This window comes from Klebsiella pneumoniae, from assembly GCF_000742135.1.
GTDB lineage: Bacteria > Pseudomonadota > Gammaproteobacteria > Enterobacterales > Enterobacteriaceae > Klebsiella > Klebsiella pneumoniae.
Map to the genome: position 1 here is coordinate 2,381,109 of NZ_KN046818.1, position 16,215 is coordinate 2,397,323.

General features: G+C 55.8%; 17 protein-coding genes and 1 pseudogene. 7 read left to right on the forward strand and 11 right to left on the reverse strand.

Features of this window, described 5'->3' with window-relative positions; all coding sequences use genetic code 11:
* Positions 1 to 223: 223 nt before the first annotated feature.
* Positions 224 to 997, reverse strand: coding sequence for an AraC family transcriptional regulator (locus tag DR88_RS14160; RefSeq protein WP_004212113.1), 774 nt, complete (start codon positions 995 to 997; stop codon positions 224 to 226).
* A gap of 119 nt (positions 998 to 1,116) precedes the next feature.
* On the opposite strand from DR88_RS14160, the gene DR88_RS14155 reads away from it, so the two are divergent.
* Entirely contained in the window at positions 1,117 to 1,842 is a 726-nt protein-coding gene (locus DR88_RS14155) for a type 1 glutamine amidotransferase (RefSeq protein ID WP_025862004.1), read from the forward strand.
* Positions 1,843 to 1,976: 134 nt separating this feature from the next.
* Here DR88_RS14155 and DR88_RS14150 read toward each other — a convergent pair whose 3' ends face one another.
* Complete coding sequence (locus DR88_RS14150) at positions 1,977 to 2,726, reverse strand: SDR family oxidoreductase (protein WP_004189989.1); 750 nt, start codon at positions 2,724 to 2,726, stop codon at positions 1,977 to 1,979.
* Between the two features lie 319 nt (positions 2,727 to 3,045).
* On the opposite strand from DR88_RS14150, the gene DR88_RS0125820 reads away from it, so the two are divergent.
* Positions 3,046 to 3,555 carry a cysteine hydrolase family protein gene (locus tag DR88_RS0125820; protein WP_025862003.1) on the forward strand — a complete coding sequence of 170 codons (510 nt, stop codon included), beginning with the start codon at positions 3,046 to 3,048 and terminating at the stop codon, positions 3,553 to 3,555.
* A 45-nt stretch (positions 3,556 to 3,600) separates the two neighbouring features.
* Here DR88_RS0125820 and DR88_RS31470 read toward each other — a convergent pair.
* From DR88_RS31470 to DR88_RS14140, 5 genes and pseudogenes are all read right to left on the reverse strand, one after another.
* Positions 3,601 to 3,705 (reverse strand): annotated as a pseudogene (locus DR88_RS31470) (LysE family translocator); the annotation flags it as partial.
* A gap of 110 nt (positions 3,706 to 3,815) precedes the next feature.
* Complete coding sequence (locus DR88_RS28115) at positions 3,816 to 4,436, reverse strand: histidine phosphatase family protein (RefSeq protein ID WP_004189986.1); 621 nt, start codon at positions 4,434 to 4,436, stop codon at positions 3,816 to 3,818.
* 71 nt (positions 4,437 to 4,507) lie between these two features.
* A complete protein-coding gene (locus tag DR88_RS30705) occupies positions 4,508 to 4,651 on the reverse strand; it encodes a hypothetical protein (protein WP_004184140.1) in 144 nt (47 codons plus the stop codon).
* A 4-nt stretch (positions 4,652 to 4,655) separates the two neighbouring features.
* Complete coding sequence (locus DR88_RS0125825) at positions 4,656 to 4,880, reverse strand: hypothetical protein (RefSeq protein ID WP_004212106.1); 225 nt, start codon at positions 4,878 to 4,880, stop codon at positions 4,656 to 4,658.
* Positions 4,881 to 5,082: 202 nt separating this feature from the next.
* Positions 5,083 to 5,850: an AraC family transcriptional regulator gene (locus DR88_RS14140; RefSeq protein ID WP_025862002.1), complete on the reverse strand. Its 768-nt coding sequence runs from the start codon at positions 5,848 to 5,850 to the stop codon at positions 5,083 to 5,085.
* Positions 5,851 to 5,959: 109 nt separating this feature from the next.
* Here DR88_RS14140 and DR88_RS14135 point away from each other — a divergent pair, with 109 nt between their 5' ends.
* On the forward strand, positions 5,960 to 6,751 hold the full coding sequence (locus tag DR88_RS14135) for a sulfite exporter TauE/SafE family protein (protein ID WP_004184144.1): 792 nt from the start codon (positions 5,960 to 5,962) through the stop codon (positions 6,749 to 6,751).
* A gap of 88 nt (positions 6,752 to 6,839) precedes the next feature.
* Here the strand turns inward: DR88_RS14135 and puuE are convergent, their stop codons facing one another.
* The 3 genes from puuE to DR88_RS14120 are packed head-to-tail and all read right to left on the reverse strand — an operon-like array spanning position 6,840 to position 9,244.
* The gene (puuE, locus tag DR88_RS14130) at positions 6,840 to 7,772 is read right to left on the reverse strand and encodes an allantoinase PuuE (protein WP_004148446.1); all 933 of its coding nucleotides are present in this window, start codon (positions 7,770 to 7,772) and stop codon (positions 6,840 to 6,842) included.
* A 12-nt stretch (positions 7,773 to 7,784) separates the two neighbouring features.
* Entirely contained in the window at positions 7,785 to 8,528 is a 744-nt protein-coding gene (gene hpxA, locus DR88_RS14125) for an allantoin racemase (protein WP_025862001.1), read from the reverse strand.
* Positions 8,528 to 9,244, reverse strand: a complete 717-nt coding sequence (locus tag DR88_RS14120; RefSeq protein WP_025862000.1) for a GntR family transcriptional regulator — start codon at positions 9,242 to 9,244, stop codon at positions 8,528 to 8,530. Before DR88_RS14120 ends, hpxA begins: the two co-directional genes overlap by 1 nt.
* 144 nt (positions 9,245 to 9,388) lie before the next feature.
* Here DR88_RS14120 and DR88_RS14115 point away from each other — a divergent pair, with 144 nt between their 5' ends.
* The gene (locus DR88_RS14115; protein WP_004148447.1) at positions 9,389 to 10,885 is read left to right on the forward strand and encodes an NCS1 family nucleobase:cation symporter-1; all 1,497 of its coding nucleotides are present in this window, start codon (positions 9,389 to 9,391) and stop codon (positions 10,883 to 10,885) included.
* A gap of 101 nt (positions 10,886 to 10,986) precedes the next feature.
* The gene (gene guaD, locus DR88_RS14110) at positions 10,987 to 12,297 is read left to right on the forward strand and encodes a guanine deaminase (protein ID WP_004148448.1); all 1,311 of its coding nucleotides are present in this window, start codon (positions 10,987 to 10,989) and stop codon (positions 12,295 to 12,297) included.
* Between the two features lie 98 nt (positions 12,298 to 12,395).
* Here the strand turns inward: guaD and DR88_RS14105 are convergent, their stop codons facing one another.
* Positions 12,396 to 13,652: a sensor domain-containing diguanylate cyclase gene (locus DR88_RS14105; RefSeq protein ID WP_025861999.1), complete on the reverse strand. Its 1,257-nt coding sequence runs from the start codon at positions 13,650 to 13,652 to the stop codon at positions 12,396 to 12,398.
* A 398-nt stretch (positions 13,653 to 14,050) separates the two neighbouring features.
* Between DR88_RS14105 and DR88_RS14100 the strand changes: the two genes are divergently transcribed.
* Together DR88_RS14100 and DR88_RS14095 are read left to right on the forward strand one after the other, a co-directional pair.
* A complete protein-coding gene (locus tag DR88_RS14100) occupies positions 14,051 to 15,091 on the forward strand; it encodes a LacI family DNA-binding transcriptional regulator (protein WP_004148452.1) in 1,041 nt (346 codons plus the stop codon).
* 192 nt (positions 15,092 to 15,283) lie between these two features.
* Positions 15,284 to 16,207 (forward strand): TIM barrel protein, encoded by a 924-nt coding sequence (locus DR88_RS14095; RefSeq protein ID WP_025861998.1) that lies wholly within the window; start codon positions 15,284 to 15,286, stop codon positions 16,205 to 16,207.
* The last annotated feature ends 8 nt before the right edge of the window (positions 16,208 to 16,215 follow it).

A 16,215-nucleotide genomic window follows, 5' to 3' on the forward strand; every position in this document is an offset into this window, starting at 1 on the left:
TCGCGACACCTTTTTTCTTCATGCAGGCCTTCTCTTTCACGGTTTGTCAGAACTATGGACCGCAGTAATCTCCACTCCGTGCTTTAATCAATGAGAGTGTGTCGGGTGCAAATTAAACTACCTTTCTCAACAGCAAAGGCGGGATACCCCTGCCCTCGCAGGGTTTCTGCGTCTGGTAATATGCCCATGACAGTCTCAAAGACCGCTTTGAGGGTTTCCCGGTTTAAGGCACATAATCGCGTGGCGTTGCCCCCAAAATGCAGCGAAAAGCAGCGGTAAAGGCCGCCGGGCATGAGAAACCAAGCTGGTAAGCGACCTGTTTGATTGGAACACCGTTCGCGAGAAGATCCAACGAAGCGCAAATTCTGGCTCTCTGCTTCCATGTTCTAAAACTAAAGCCTGTATCCTTCATAAACAAGCGGGAAAAGGTCCGTTCCGACATGGCCGACATAAAAGCCAGCTCGCTCAGCGATGCTTCCCAGCGCTGATTGACCAGTAGCGATCTGGCCGCGCTGAATAATCGCTCATCATTCGGCATGGGAAGCGCCATCGTTAAAGGTGGAGCCTCGCTGAGAATTTCCAGAAGCAACAACGCTATCTTCCGTTGACTCGGTCTGGCGTAGTCCTCACTGAACAGCCCAGCGATAAGCTCTTTGACTAACGGCGTAGCCGTGATCACATGCACCTGCTGACTCTTCGTAAAGCTCGTACATTCTGCGATAAGGCTACTGCTGAAATAGATCGCCCTGAGATCGGTTTGTGAAAGCAGATGATAACTATGGATATGCAGAGGCGGTAGCCATAATGCCCGCTGAGGAGGGATCACCCAACGGTCGCTCTCTGTTTGCACCAGCATAACCCCTCTGGTGGCGAAGAGTAGCTGCCCCTCAACATGATGATGGGGAGGATCTGCCTCGCCGCGTTGATAGCTTATCGCAGTACTGGACCAGCCTGTGGCTTCATCATGTCTTGGCGCTTTATCTATACTACCTGGCATTTCAGATTTAGCCCCTGCCATTATCATATCGAAACTGGAACCACCCGGAGTAGAGCCTTAGGCAATGGGTGCGTGACTTATCATCCTGATCATCAAAGATATTACAGGAGCTTAACCTCATGCGTGTACACTTTATCGTACATGAAAGTTTTGAAGCCCCGGGCGCATATGAAACCTGGGCAATAAACCAGGGTCATGATGTAACTTACTCACGCGTCTATGCAGGCGATCGGCTACCTGATGACGCCGTAGGCATCGATTTTCTTATCGTTATGGGCGGTCCGCAAGATCCTGACACCACGCTTGAAGAGTGCCCGCACTTTAATGCTAAAGCGGAACAGGCGCTGATTGCTTCCGCGGTTAAAACCGGTAAGGCGGTGATCGGTATCTGCCTGGGTTCACAGCTAATCGGTGAAGCGCTGGGCGCGCCGTTCTCTCATAGCCCGGAAAAAGAGATTGGTAAATTCCCGATCACATTGACCGAAGACGGCAGTAAGGATGAGATGTTCTCTCACTTTGGGAAAACACTGGCAGTGGGTCACTGGCATAACGACATGCCAGGTTTGACGCCGGAGGCTAAAATTATTGCTTACAGCGAAGGCTGTCCGCGGCAGATCGTTGCCTATTCAGACCGCGTCTTTGGTTTCCAGTGCCACATGGAGCTCACATTGGACGTTGTAGAACGGCTGATCGCTCATTCTGAGAAAGACCTGAGCCGTGCAGCAGAATATCGTTTCGTTGACACGCCTGAAGCGCTCCGGGCGCACGATTACAGTGAAATGAATCAAGTACTTTTTGGCTTTTTGGATAAGCTGGAAGCACGTTACACAGCAGCGCAAGCATAATGTTATGCTCGGTAAGCTTGCCATCGGTTTTGATTTTAATGTCCGCTCCTGGCACAGAGCGGACAAGCTATCTGAGTTGAAGGTCTGATATGAGCGATCAGCGGACGTTGGCTACACTGTTAAACGTCGCAGCCTCAGCTTCTGACTGCCAGTTTTTCGCGAGTTGGGCCTTCAAAGTAGATGCTCCTGATATGGCAATTACGGGGTTGAGTCAGCACAAAGCGAATTGTTTCCCAGACTGAACGCCCATTCATCAGACGTTCCCCCATTTTGGGCTGGCTATCGACAAACGCCTCTAACCCTGTCAGCTCGAAATCCGGGGGATACAACCCAGTCACACGTATATTTTCTTTAGACAACTGGTACGAAAGTTTAGTTGTAAACCCGCTAAGCCCGTGTTTACTGGCAAAAAAAGCGGGGTGCGCAATTGAATCTGTAAAATTAGGAATCCCACATGAAGATATAATTGAGACGATATCCGCACTTTCTGAACGTCTTAACCCGGGTAGCAATGCCTGAGTCAGCAGAATAGAACCTGTCAGGCCTGAACTGATAGTATTTATGATTTCTGTGTCTGATTGATCGTCTAACGTTCCTGAAAGCCACTGAGCAGCATTGAGGATTAAAATGTCTATGGGCTTGTCTAAAGTTAACAACTGTGAAGAAAACTGAGAAAGGGATTCAGGTAGGGTTAAATCACAGAGATGCCCTTTCGCCATTCCGCCTTCAGCCGTAATGATACTGCAAGTTTTTTGAATGTCATCAGCGCGCCTCGCGCAAAAATCCACCTCGACGCCTTCTCGCGCTAACCATACGCTCAGCGCCTGACCAAATCCCGTGCCACCACCGGTAATTACAGCTCTTTTACCTCTCAGCATCTTCATCCATCCTTTATTAATGAATAGGGGGGAATGTAGATATATATGAGGAAGCAGATTGACATCTTTCAGTTAGTGCCATTTTTTGACGATAGGGATAAGTTGTACTGCTACATTTCCATCGCGCTCCTGTGGGCATGCAACATCCGCTCCTGGCACTAGTCTGCCGTAAAGGGCAGCTTTAAGCGAGGAGCGGACGAGCTAACGCAGGTGAAGATCCGCTGTGAGCGAAAAGCGGATTTTTGTCGTTCTGTCATCAAAACTGGCGACTTATATTAGGATATCGCAATACCCCTCGCCCTCAGGCTACGTCTGCTTGAATTGATTGCCTCAAGAAGGCGGAGGCGGCTTTCCGCTGATTGCCGCTACGCGCACAGCAGGCGTACCGGTCATTTATGTCAGCGTCGGATTCCGCAAGGGGTATCCAGAGGTCAGCAAAAACAACACTATCTTCGCTTCGATTAAGGAGAATGGAGTTTTTATGGCTGATAACGAGAGCACGGCTATTCATCCTGATGTTGCTCCAGCAGAAAATGAAGTCGTCATCGTCAAACGCAGAGTCGGAGCTTTCTCGTTTAGTGAACTTGAGATGATCCTTCGTGCTCAAGGCATCGAAAACCTGATTCTTACGGGTGTAACTACCAGTCGTGTGGTGCTTTCCACAGTCGGACAAGCTTTTGATCTGGATTACCGCCTTATCGTTGTGAATGATTATTGCGCAGATCTAGATCCTGACACCAATATGTTTTTACTTAAAAAAGTTCTACCTCAACATGCTTTTGTTACCAGTTCCTCTGAAATATCAAAACCTGGGCATAAAACTATGAATTTCTGACGTCAAAAAACGGGAGGATATAACCGGGGATCCCCAGTCATCTGAACGTCCGCTCCTGGTGGCGATAGTCAGCATCATGTCTGGCCCAGGAGAAATCTCCAGAAGCGTCAGTGCGAGAAGGAAAGTCATAAACGTTTCGATGGAAGGCATCCTGGTAGAGTCCGAAAACATATTTCCGCTACGTTACCTCCGTTCGATGCGGGCAAGAAGCGGACGTTGTACTTCAATCATCATCGATTTGAATGACAGCAAGGTAACGGCTAATCCAGGTGACGTAAATGTGTCGCGATCCCCCAGCTTAGAACGGTACAGCTTCCATTAATCAGCTCGAAAACGGCGTAACTCGCATTGGGTTGTGCATAGCGGTGAAAATCATCCACAGATCCACTTTTTAATGTCGCAAGCACGCCCTGAATGACCTGCCCGTGAGACACAATACATATTGTTCGATGATGATGTTTTTTTTCCAGACTGGATAAAAAATGTATCATTCGCTGCGAAGCATCTGAGAGAGACTCACCCCCTGGCGGACAATACTCTGCATCCAGGGTGAATAATGCTTCTGCGGCGTCCGGATTATTTTGCAGCAGCGCTACGGTTGTCATGCCTTCAAACTGACCAAAAGCCTGTTCTTTCAGAGCCGGTTCAGCTATCAGTGAACAATAAAAACGCTCAGCCAGGCGCTGTCCCATTTGCCAGGCCCGGCCAAGTGGAGACGCGTAAACACATTCTACCCGGTAATCACTCTCTGCAAACGCTGCCAATAAAGCTGATGTTTGACGCTCCCCACGAAGCGTCAATGCGCTATCACTATGTCCCTGAATAATATTTTTTACATTCCATTCTGTTTCCGCGTGTCGAACCAGTATCACTTGCATCATTGCAGGGTCACATAAGCCGTTATTTGAAATGTTATCATCTAAAAACCCTCCTTTGATATGCAGGCAAGTTCTCAGCTCTCGACGAAAAACAGGAACAAGTGTAGCTGATAATGGTTATGTTCAGCTTCAGAAGTGACGTAGTTATCGACGTTAACGTCTGCTCTGGCACAGAGCGAACGCTTCCCCTTGTCGACGCGAAAAGCAACTCTGCCCATGCCTCTATCTCAGTAATACCTGTATCAGTTGAACGACGATATACACTCCCGCTATCACCTGTATGACCCGGAACCCCCATCTCAGATAGCGCCATTGATAACGTTCTCTGGCATCAGCTGCTTCAATGGCGGGCTCGGAACGTTTTCTTTTCCTGGTCCTGAATGTATCGAATCCCCACAGGACGAGAAGAAAGATGATGATAATTTTTTCAACGATAAGATGGTTCACAAAGAGAGACTCCGGTCTTCTCACGGTTACAGGCAGAATAGATAAACCGCCTGGATGTAGCCACCACTAAATGTAGGGGTACCTGAAGACGAAGCCAGGCATTCCACGATTATTTGTCTTATGACCGCGTAAACGCATAGCAACGCCATAAAAGCGACATTCATTTCCGACACATGCTGCCGGAGTCCCCTTCTCCGACGCCTCAGGCTGGGTGATAAAACGACGGCGGCTGCCCGGTCACGCGGCGGAACATGGTGGCGAAAGAGGACGCATTGTCGTATCCAAGGGATAATGCCACTTCGTTCACCGGTTTGCCTGCTATCAACCATGCCAGGGCGCTCACCACGCAGGCTCGCTGACGCCAGGCGGAAAATGACAGGCCCAGCTGCTTCAGGAAATGGCGGCGAAAGGTACTAGGACTCATAAACAGCGCCCTGGCCCAGCGCGCCGCAGGATCATGGATAGAGGGGTTAAGCAAAAAAGCCTGACAAAGCGCCAGCAGCGCCGGATGCTGCGGCAACGGAATGTCAAATTCGCGGACCGGCATAGCGGCCAGTTCCAGCAACATCAACTGTATCAGCGTGCGATCGCGTGGGCTGTCGTACAACGGTGGTAAATCCACAGCCTCAAGCAGTAGCTGGCGCAACAGCGGCGAGACGCTGATCACTTCGCAACGACGGTGTTTAATGAAAGCGGCCACACAGTCTGGCTCAATATACAAGCTACGCGTGGTCACCCCTGCAAATCTGACGGCATGCACGGTTTCAGGGGGGATCCAGACAGCGTGTTGCGGAAGAACCACCCATTCTCCGTCCTGCGTAGTGACATACATCAGTCCGGTCGCGCCATACAGCAGCTGTGCGCGACGATGCTGGTGCGGGGGCAGGATAAACCCTTGCGCATAGTCATTACCTAACGCCACCACATCACGATCGAGTCGATCGACCTCGTCAATTTTTACGTTGCGCACCCCTGCCTCCCTCTGACCGATTTACAAAGGTAATTGAGCGCTACGCAAATGGGAAGCAGTACGCGACCGGTATAAGCTGCTCGCTCATTTTCAGGTCGGGGATACTCTCTTGAATGAGATCGTTATTATTGCGCTGGCAGGCTTTACTACCGGCATTACCACGGTGCTGTTCGGCTTCGGCGGCGGCTTTGTGGTGGTGCCCTTTGTCTATCAACTGATGCTCCGGCAGCCGGCGATTGCGGGCAACGCCATGCATGTCGCGGTGGCTACCTCAACGGCGGTGATGATATTTAACGCCGGCTGGGTCAGCTATCGAAACTGGCGGGCGGGCAGGCTTGCCGCGCAGACGCTGTTTCCGTTGTTATGGTTTATTGCCATTGGGGCGGTGGTGGGCTCCTGTCTGGCGGGGATATTGAGCGAGAATATTGTTCGCGCGCTGTTTATTCTCTATATGCTGGCAACCATCAGCGATTGTTTGTTGCGCAAGGGTTTTTTCACGGGCAGCGCTCGGCGTCGCCTGTCCCTGCCAGTGGTCACCGGCGGCGGTGTGATTATCGGTACGATCGCCGCATTGCTGGGCGTGGGCGGCAGCGTCATGACGGTGCCCCTGCTACGGCGACACGGGTATGCAATGCAGGAGTGCGTTAGCGCATCCAACCCGCTTTCTTTGCCCGTGGCGCTATGCGGGGCTGTGACCTATGCCGTTATTGGCTGGCACAGCATTCCGCTGAGCGGATTTCTGGGGTTTATCAGCCTGAAAATTTTAGGCCTGCTCGTCCTGACCGGCTGGGCCGGGATAGTGTTTAGCCGCCGGGCAATCCCTGCGGTACCTGATGTATGGTATGCGCGCATCTATGTGCTGCTGCTGTGCCTGGTACTCCTCGCCATGCTTATTCAATAATCAAATTACATTCTGGTGAACCGGTGTAACAGACGCGGCCGGGCGGAGCCCTCTCCCTGGAGAGAGGGCCAGGTTCAGGGGCAACAAGCTACCCGCGATACGGATGGGTTTCGCGCCAGTGGTCGGCAATCTGCTGCCGGGTGCAGACCCACACCTTGTCGTGCTGCTGGATATAGTCAAGGAAACGCTGCAGCGCGCGGAAACGGCCCGGACGCCCAAGCAGCCGGCAGTGCATTCCCACGGACATCATCTTCGGCGCGGTTTCACCCTCGGCGTACAGCACGTCAAAGCTGTCTTTCAGATAGGTATAAAACTGCTCCGCGGTGTTGAATCCCTGGGCGGTGGCGAAGCGCATGTCGTTGGCGTCGAGGGTATAAGGCACGATCAGGTGCGGCCGCTGGCTGCCGTCGCTGCAGGCCACTTCGCTCCAGAAAGGTAAATCATCGCCGCAATAATCGCTGTCGTAGTCAAAGCCGCCGTGCTCCACCACCAGCTGGCGGGTGTTAGGGCTGTCGCGGCCGGTATACCAGCCGGTGGGCGGTTTGCCGAACAGGTCGGTCAGTACCTGCACCGCTTTGCGCAGATGCTCGCGCTCCTCGGCGATATCCATGTGCTGATAGTGGATCCAGCGCCAGCCGTGGCTGACCACATCGTAATCCGCGGCCTTGATCGCCGCCACAATCTCCGGATGCCGCGCCAGCGCCATCGCCACGCCGAAGACCGTCAACGGCAGCCCGCGCTGGCTGAACTCGCGATGGATGCGCCAGAACCCTGCCCGGCTGCCGTACTCATAGAGTGAATCCATCGACATATGGCGCGCCGGGTAGCTGGCGGCGCCGATAATATCGGACAGGAACTGTTCCGAACCCGCATCGCCATGCAGGACGTGATTCTCCGCGCCTTCCTCATAGTTGAGGACAAACTGCACCGCGATCCGCGCCCCACCCGGCCAGCGCGCGTGCGGCGGTTCCCCTGCGTAACCTCGCAGATCGCGAGGATAGTGTTCCTGGTTCTCTCCCATCTCCTGCCCCTTTTAAAATGGATTTAACGACTGAAACTGTCCGCTTAACGCTTTTTTCTCCGGGAACGCTAAGTCCCCATGCTTGCTGGTCGCCAGGCCCAGCGCGACCAGCGACTCCACCATCTTCACCGCCGCGCTGACGCCATCGATCACCGGCACCCGTAGCTCGCGGGTCAGCTCCTGCGCCAGGGTCGCCATCCCGCCGCAGCCAAGAACAATCGCCCCGCTGCCATCCTCTTTCAGCGCGCGAATGCAGCGCTCACGCACTTTCTCCTGTGCCAGGCCACTGCCGTCTTCCAGCGCCAGCACCGGCAAATCAATGGCGTGTAGCGCCGCGCAATGTTGATGAAATCCGTACTGGTGCAGCAAATGACGGGCGATGATCAGCGTGCGCGGCAGCGTGGTCACAATGGAGAAACGGGTGGCGACCATCGTCGCCATATGCATTGCCGCCTCCGCGATACCGATCACCGGCCCCTGGGCCAGCTCCCGCGCCGCCAGCAGCGCCGGGTCGCCGAAGCAGGCGATCACATGCCCATCCACTCCCTGCTCGCGTCCGGCCCTGATCTGCTCCAGCACGCCGACTGCCGCGATGGCTTCGTCAAAGTGGCCCTCAATTGACGGCACCCCGGCGCGGGGACAGACCGCAAGGATCTCGGTGCCCGGCGCAGCGACCGCACGCGTGGCGGCGCCTATCGTTTCGGTCATCGCCAGGCTGGTGTTGGGGTTAATCACTTGTATACGAACGGAAGACATCACGACTCCTTGTGGCCGGCGAACAGCTGGGAAAAATCGGGCAGGCTGACGCCATCGCGCTCGAAGCACAGGCTGGCGACAATATGATCAAAATGGTGCATCAGCGCCTCGCTGAGCGGCTGCAGGGCTTTATCCCGCAGCAAACCGACCAACTGCTGGTGTTCGTCGCAACGGCAGCCCTGTCGCCAGGGGGCGCCCCAGGCGGCAATCACTAAAGAGGAGCGCTGGCTGAGGCGGGTCACCATCTCGGTGAGCACCGGGTTGCCGGAGATAGCCTGCAGCTGAATATGAAAGTCAGCGGAGTGGCGGATCGCCGCCGGGCCGTCGTGCGCCGCATGGGCCTGCTGTTCACGCTGAATAATGTTCTCCAGCGCCGCCAGATGCGGCGGCTGGCAGCGCGCGATCACATCGGGGAGATTGGCGACCTCGAGCAGCGCCCGGGTGCGAAAGATCGCCTGGGACTCTTCCACGCTCGGGCTGGTGACGTGTGCACCACGTTTGGGCGTCAACGTGACCAGTTGCACAGCGGCGAGTCGTTGCAGCACCTTTCTGATGCCGGTGCGGCTCACGGCGAACACCTCCGCCAGCGCCTCTTCCGGCAGTTTGCTGCCCGGCGGCAGCTGATGTTCGACGATAGCCGTCATCAGCGCCTGGTAAATGCTTTCGTCCTTGTCCTGCAGCGCTGGCGCGGCCTGGAGACGATGTTCATTATTCATTAACCCACTCCGGTTTCACTTATCGATAGCAGATCGTATACATAAAATTTATTTTTTGTATACAAGATTCATCATTCTGGCCTGGATCCTGCAATAGCCTCAGCAATCCATATCAAAGGGTTTTCATTCAGAGGAGCAGGTTTCATGCCACATTCATCCCACACGCAGCAGACGAAGACTCACGAGGCGGCCGCCGGCTACAGTCCGCGGCTATGTAATGACGATCTGGCGCCGACCCGCGACCAGAACTGGAGCTGGTACAATATCTTTTCATTCTGGATGTCGGACGTGCACAGCATGGGCGGCTACGTAGTGGCGGCGAGCTTCTTTACGCTTGGGCTGGCCAGCTGGCAGGTTCTGCTCTGCCTGCTGGTGGGCATCTGTATTGTCCAGCTGTGCGCCAACCTGGTGGCGAAGCCGAGCCAGATGGCCGGGGTGCCTTACGCGGTGATTTGTCGTCAGGCGTTTGGCGTCTTCGGCGCCAATATCCCGGCGGTGATCCGCGGGCTGATCGCCTTTGCCTGGTACGGCATTCAGACCTATCTGGCGGCGAATGCCCTGATGCTGGTCCTGCTCAAGTTCTGGCCCTCCCTAGCCTCGCTGACCAGCAGCAGCTTTCTCGGGCTGTCGCCCCTCGGCTGGCTGTGCTTCGCCACTATGTGGCTGCTGCAGGCGATGGTGTTCTGGCATGGCATGAACGCCATCAAACGCTTTATCGATATCGCCGGTCCGGCGGTTTATGTGGTGATGCTGGCGCTGGCCGGATGGATTGTATACAAGACCGGTCTGGATGGGATCTCCTTTACCCTCGCCAGCAAATCCCTGAGCGCCGGCGAGCAGACCTGGCAGATGATCACCGCCACGGCGCTGGTGGTCTCCTACTTCTCCGGGCCGCTGCTTAACTTCGGTGACTTTTCCCGCTACGGCAAAAGCATGGGCGAGATCCGCCGCGGTAACCGCTGGGGTCTGCCGTTTAACTTCCTGCTGTTCTCGGTGGTGACCGTGGTGATTGTCTCCGGCACCCAGTCGCTGTTCGGCAAAATGATCACTGACCCGATCGAAACCGTCAGCCGCGTGGGTAACGATCTGGCGGTGGCCATCGGCCTGCTGACCATGATTACCGCCACCATCGGCATTAATATCGTGGCTAACTTCGTCTCGCCGGCCTTCGATTTTTCCAACTGCGCGCCACAGAAAATCAGCTTCCGTACCGGCGGGATGATTGCCGCGGTGGGCTCGATACTTCTGACGCCGTGGAATCTGTTTAACTCGCCGGAGTTGATCCACTATACCCTCGACGTACTGGGCGCCTTTATTGGCCCGCTGTTTGGCATCCTGATCGCCGACTTCTACCTGATCAAACGCGGCCGGGTGTCAGTGGACGATCTGTTTGACGATACGCCGCAGGGTAAATACTGGTACCGCAATGGCTTTAACCCGAAAGCGATTGCCGCCCTGCTGCCGTCGGTGGGCCTGGGGCTGATTATCAGCTTTATTCCGGCCTTGCATGAAGTGGCGAACTTCAGCTGGTTTATCGGCGTCTTCCTCGGCGCCACCGCCTACCGCTGGCTGGCTCGCGACGAGCGCGAAGTGCAGGCGAAAGCCGCCTTCCGCTCCGGCGCGGTGGCGCAAAAAGAGTAACCTTCCCCTTCTGCCGCGGCGTCTGGCCGCGGCAGGCTGCAAACTGGCACCAATCTTGCTGTTTATCACTATTCCCAGAGCGTTAAGAGAAGGCAGGTTCGATGATGGATTACCAGACCGCGGTGCGCGGTGCATTTTTTAATATCGCCGGCGTGGCGGAGACCCCGGATGAGGTGGCCGCCCAGGCCCGCTATCTCGATGATGGCCTGTTGTTCCTGCAGGAGGGGAAAATTATCGCCCTGCTGCCATGGCAGGAGGGGGAAGCCTTTCTGCATCCCCTGAAGGGCTATGTCGATCTGAGGGGTAAGCTGCTGCTGCCGGGGTTCGTTGATGCCCACGTTCACTATCCGCAGACCGAGATGATCGGCGCCTTTGGCGAACAGCTGCTGGAGTGGCTCACTACCTACACCTTCCCGGTGGAGAGCCAGTTTGCCGATGCGGAGTATGCCCAGGAGATAGCGCAGTTTTTTGTAAATCAGCTGATAAGCCATGGCACCACCACCGCGCTGGTGTTTTGTACCCTGCATCCGGCATCGGTGGAGGCGTTATTCAGCGAAGCGCTGCGCCTCAATATGCGCCTGATCGCCGGGAAAGTGATGATGGATCGCCATGTGCCCGACTACCTGTGCGAAACCGCCGGGGAGAGCTACGAGCAGACCCGGGCGTTGATCCGCCGCTGGCATCAGCGCGGCAGGCTGGGCTATGCCATCACCCCGCGCTTTGCCCCCACCTCGACCCCGGGGTTGCTGGAGGCGGTGCAGCGCCTGCGGGCCGAGTTTCCCGACACCTGGCTGCAGACGCATCTCAGTGAAAACCGGGAGGAGATCGCCTGGGTTAAACAGCTGTGGCCTGAGCATGCGCGCTATCTGGATGTCTATCATCACTATCAGCTCACTGGCGAACGCAGCGTCTTCGCTCACGGGATCCATCTCGATGATGCCGAGTGGCAGTGCCTGCATGACACCGGGTCCGCAGTCGCCTTCTGCCCGACGTCGAATCTGTTTCTCGGCAGCGGGCTGTTCCGCCTGCCCGCCTGCTGGCAGCACCAGGTGCGGATGGGCATCGGCAGCGACGTCGGAGCCGGGACCACCTTCAGCATGCTGCGGACGCTGGGCGAGGCCTACAAGGTAGGACAACTGCAGAGCTATCGCCTGCGAGCCAGCGAGGCCTTCTATCACGCCACCCTTGGCGGGGCGCGCGCCCTGCGGCTGGAGGAGAAAATTGGTAATTTCCAGCCGGGCAAAGAGGCGGATTTTGTGGTGATTGACCCGGCGGTCACCCCGCTGCAGCGCCTGCGCATAGGCCGCTGCCATGACATTTATGAGCAGCTGTTCGTGCTGATGACCCTGGTTGATGAACGCAATATCAGCGAGACGTGGGTGAACGGCGAGCGGGTGTGGTGTCAGGATTGACCCCTCAGCCAGTCCCACTTCCTGAAAAGAACGAGAAAACGCACCATACCTTGTTTGCCACCTTAGCGCAGGCTAACCCACTACAGGCGGGGGCTTATTCAGGCGGCGCCATCTCTACTGCGCCGTCGCTCAGGGCTGTCAAAAGGCATGCGCGTCACCCGATTACGCCCATCATTTTTTGCCGCATACAGCGCTTTATCGACGCGGGAAAACAGTTGATCAACCGTTTCGCCGTCATGATGTTCAGCCACGCCGATGCTGACGGTCACCGACAGCGTCTGGTATTCGCTAACCGCCTGGCGGATCCCCTCCGCCAGTATCAGCGCGCGGCCGATCGGCGAATGGGGCAAAAAAAGCAGAAACTCTTCTCCACCCCAGCGATAAATTGTATCTTCGCGGTCGACCGACGTTTCCAGAATACGAGAGAGCACCAGCAGGACCTCATCGCCTTTTTGATGGCCGTGAATATCATTAATGCTCTTGAAATGATCGATATCGATTAACAGCAGACAATAACCCCGGGGGATAAAAGTTGGCGCCTCAACCAGACGGTGAAACTCCCGGCGATTAAGCAAGCCGGTTAACGGATCGTGGGCGGCGGAAAATTCCAGCTCTTTTTTCAGATGCACTTCTTCGGTGATATCGTGAATGATGCATAGCATCAGTCGAATATTATACAGCACCACCGGCCCGGCATAAGTTTGGACATGACGTAGCGAGCCGTCAGCCAGAATATGCGTAAAATTAAGCGGTTTATGACCGCCAGGCAGATTGGCAATATTATTCATAATGGGGATGACGTCCCGGCCCAGGGTATTTATTTGCCAGGTATGTTTGGTGCGCATTTCCTCATCGGAATAATGATAAAAACGTAGCGCGGCAATATTGGCATCGACAATCCGGCCATCTTTATGAGGGTCGATCAACAGCATCGGCGCGGTATTGGTCATAAAAAAGCGAGCGAAAAAGCCATTGTTACGCCGCTGGTAGCGGCGGGAGCCGGTATGAATCGACTGATTTTGCGCCAGCAGCTTCACGGCTTCAAACAGCAGCAAGCAACCACAGTCTTCGGTATCAATCAGGGTGGTTTTGCAATACACCGACTGCAACCCATTGGCGGTGGGTAACGTCCAGACTTCGAATATCTCGCTCATGGTGTCGAGATAGCGAAGGTAGTGCTGCAGTTGCGTTTCCGGACAGGTGGAATAAATACCGTTACGCATCTCATTGAGCGACATCTCGCCGCTCAATGTCCGGGAAGCCTGATTGGCATAGACCACCCTTTCGTTAAAAGGATGAACTACCCATATCGGGGTGCTTAAGACCTCAAAAACAGCCAGCTCTTTTAATAACATACAGGCCCCAAACCGACCCACTGCCGGCGCGGAACGGCACTTAACGCTGTGCAGCCCCAACGCTGGTTTAAAGTGAAAGCAAAATAGACACCGAGAAACCGCAATTACGCGCGAGCGCGCCAAGTATAGTCGGTTATGCGCCCAGTAAAGCCCTCTGAGGGTGACTTTGCGCGCAGTTTAACCAACAGAAGCGATGCTGCCTTTAATAATAATTGTATTTCAACAGCATAGCAGCAATGCCAGAACGGGTAGTCGCTTTTGATCACAGAGTGTGCATCGCCAACAGGGGTTACCCGGCAGGCGCAGCGGCATAGGCCAGGGCGGGCAGAGAGTCGCTTTTCTGCCCAGGCTAACCGTGATAGTTTCTATCATTACGCTCATTCATAGCGACAATTACCTTGAAAAAAATCGCCACTAAAATCACCCTTGCCGACATTGCGCGTGAAGCGCGCGTCGGCGTAGCCACCGTCGACCGGGTGCTCAATAAGCGCGCGGCGGTGAAAGAGTCCACGGCGCGGCGCGTGCTGGAGGCCGCCCGCCGGCTGGGTTTTACCCTCGAGCAGCCCCACTATCGCCTGGCTGCCGGCAAAGCGCCGGTCACGATCAGAATGGGCTTTATCCTGCTGCAGGAGAGCCACTCCTTCTACCTGCCGTTGGCCCGGGCGCTGACGCGCGAGGCTGCCCCATGGCTACCGGCGGGCCAGGCGCCGGTGATACTGCATTTTGCCATCGATGCGGTGGAAGCGATGGCTCAGGCCATTCACCGACTCAGCGATGAAGTGGAGGTGCTCGGCCTGGTGGCGCTGGATCACCCGCTGATTCGCCACGCGGTGGCCCGGGCCGCCGCCCGCGGCGTGCGCGTGTTCACCCTGCTTTCCGATCTGTCGGTCCCCCAGCGCAGCGGGTATATCGGCCTCGATAATCATAAAGCCGGGCGCACAGCCGCCTGGTTTATCGAGCGCTTATGCCGGGGGAATGGCGAAATTGGCATTATCATTGGCGATAATCGTTTTACCTGCCAGGAAAGCTGTGAGATCAGCTTTCGCTCCTGCCTGCGAGAACAGGGCAAGGGGCAACAGATCCTTGAGCCGGTTCGCAGTCATGAACGGGCGGATATCGCCAGGACCGTGACGGAACAGATGCTGACTCAGTACCCGGCCCTGCAGGCGATCTACGCCCCCTGCGGCGGCGTCGAAGGGATCGTCGACGCGCTGCGCGACAGCGGCCGTCAGCAGGAGATCGCTCTGGTCTGCCACGGTCCGCTCAGCGACAGTGAACTGGCCCTGATCGATGGCACCATCGACATCATGCTTAACCACCGGCTGGATGAGTTTGCCGCCGTTACGCTGCGCGCCATGGCGGACGCCGCTTCACGCCCCCATAGCGAGGTGATTTCACTCCCTCAGCCTTTCGATATCATCACCAAAGAAAATATGTAAATTTCCGGCTCCGTCTCCAGCGGAGACGGGTATCGGGCGGACCGCGCCACATCTCGATTTGATAAAAAATTATCAAAAAATCCATCAATTAAAATCATGATGATTATCATAAAATCAAAATTCCATCATTGTTGATAATGAAATCTTTATTCAATACTCAGCGGCATCCCTTGTATGAAAAAGGAAGCCGACATGATACATCCTATCGCTAACGCCCCCTGCAGCTGGGGCGTCGATGACCCGAAAAACCCTAACCTCCCTGCCTGGGCTACCGTGCTGAAGGAGGCGGCGCAGGCTGGCTATCGCAGCATTGAGCTCGGCCCCTGGGGTTATCTCCCCAGCGATCCGGCCAGCCTGCGCGCGGCGCTGGAGCAGCATCAGCTGTCGCTGGTCGCCGGCACGATCTTTGACGATCTGGTGAGCGAGGCCCATTTCCCCACCCTGGTGGCGCTGACCCATCAAATCTGCCGCAATCTGTCGCAGGTAGCCGCTGCCGAACCGATCCCGGGCCGCCCTTTCCAGCCGCCCTATCTGGTGATTATCGACTTCGGCAACCCCGAACGGGCGCGCTTTGCCGGGCGCGGCGCGCTGGCTCCGCGCCTCAATGACAAAGACTGGCAGCGCATGATGGAGCACATTATCGCCCTTAGCACCCTCGCCTGGCAGGAGTACGGTGTGCGGGCGGTTATCCATCCGCACGCCGGGGGCAGCATTGAATTCGCGGATGAGATCGAGCGGCTGGCCAACGATATCCCGCACGACGTCGCCGGGTTGTGTCTGGACACCGGACATCTCTATTACGCCGGGATGGATCCGCTCGACTGGCTGGATCGCTATTACCTCCGCCTGGACTATCTGCACTTCAAGGATGTCGACCCGCAGGTTTATCAGCGCGCTATCCATGAAGGTATCGACTTCTTCACTGCCTGCGCCAAAGGGGTGATGTGCCCGCTCGGCAGCGGCGCCATTGACTATCCGGCTATCAAAGACTTTCTTGCCCGCCGGGGGTATCAGGGCTGGATAACCATTGAACAAGAGCGCGACCCGCGCCATGCCGCAGGCAGCCTGCAGGCGGTCACGGAAAGTCTGCGCTATCTGCGCGACGTCGGATTCTGACAGGAGGC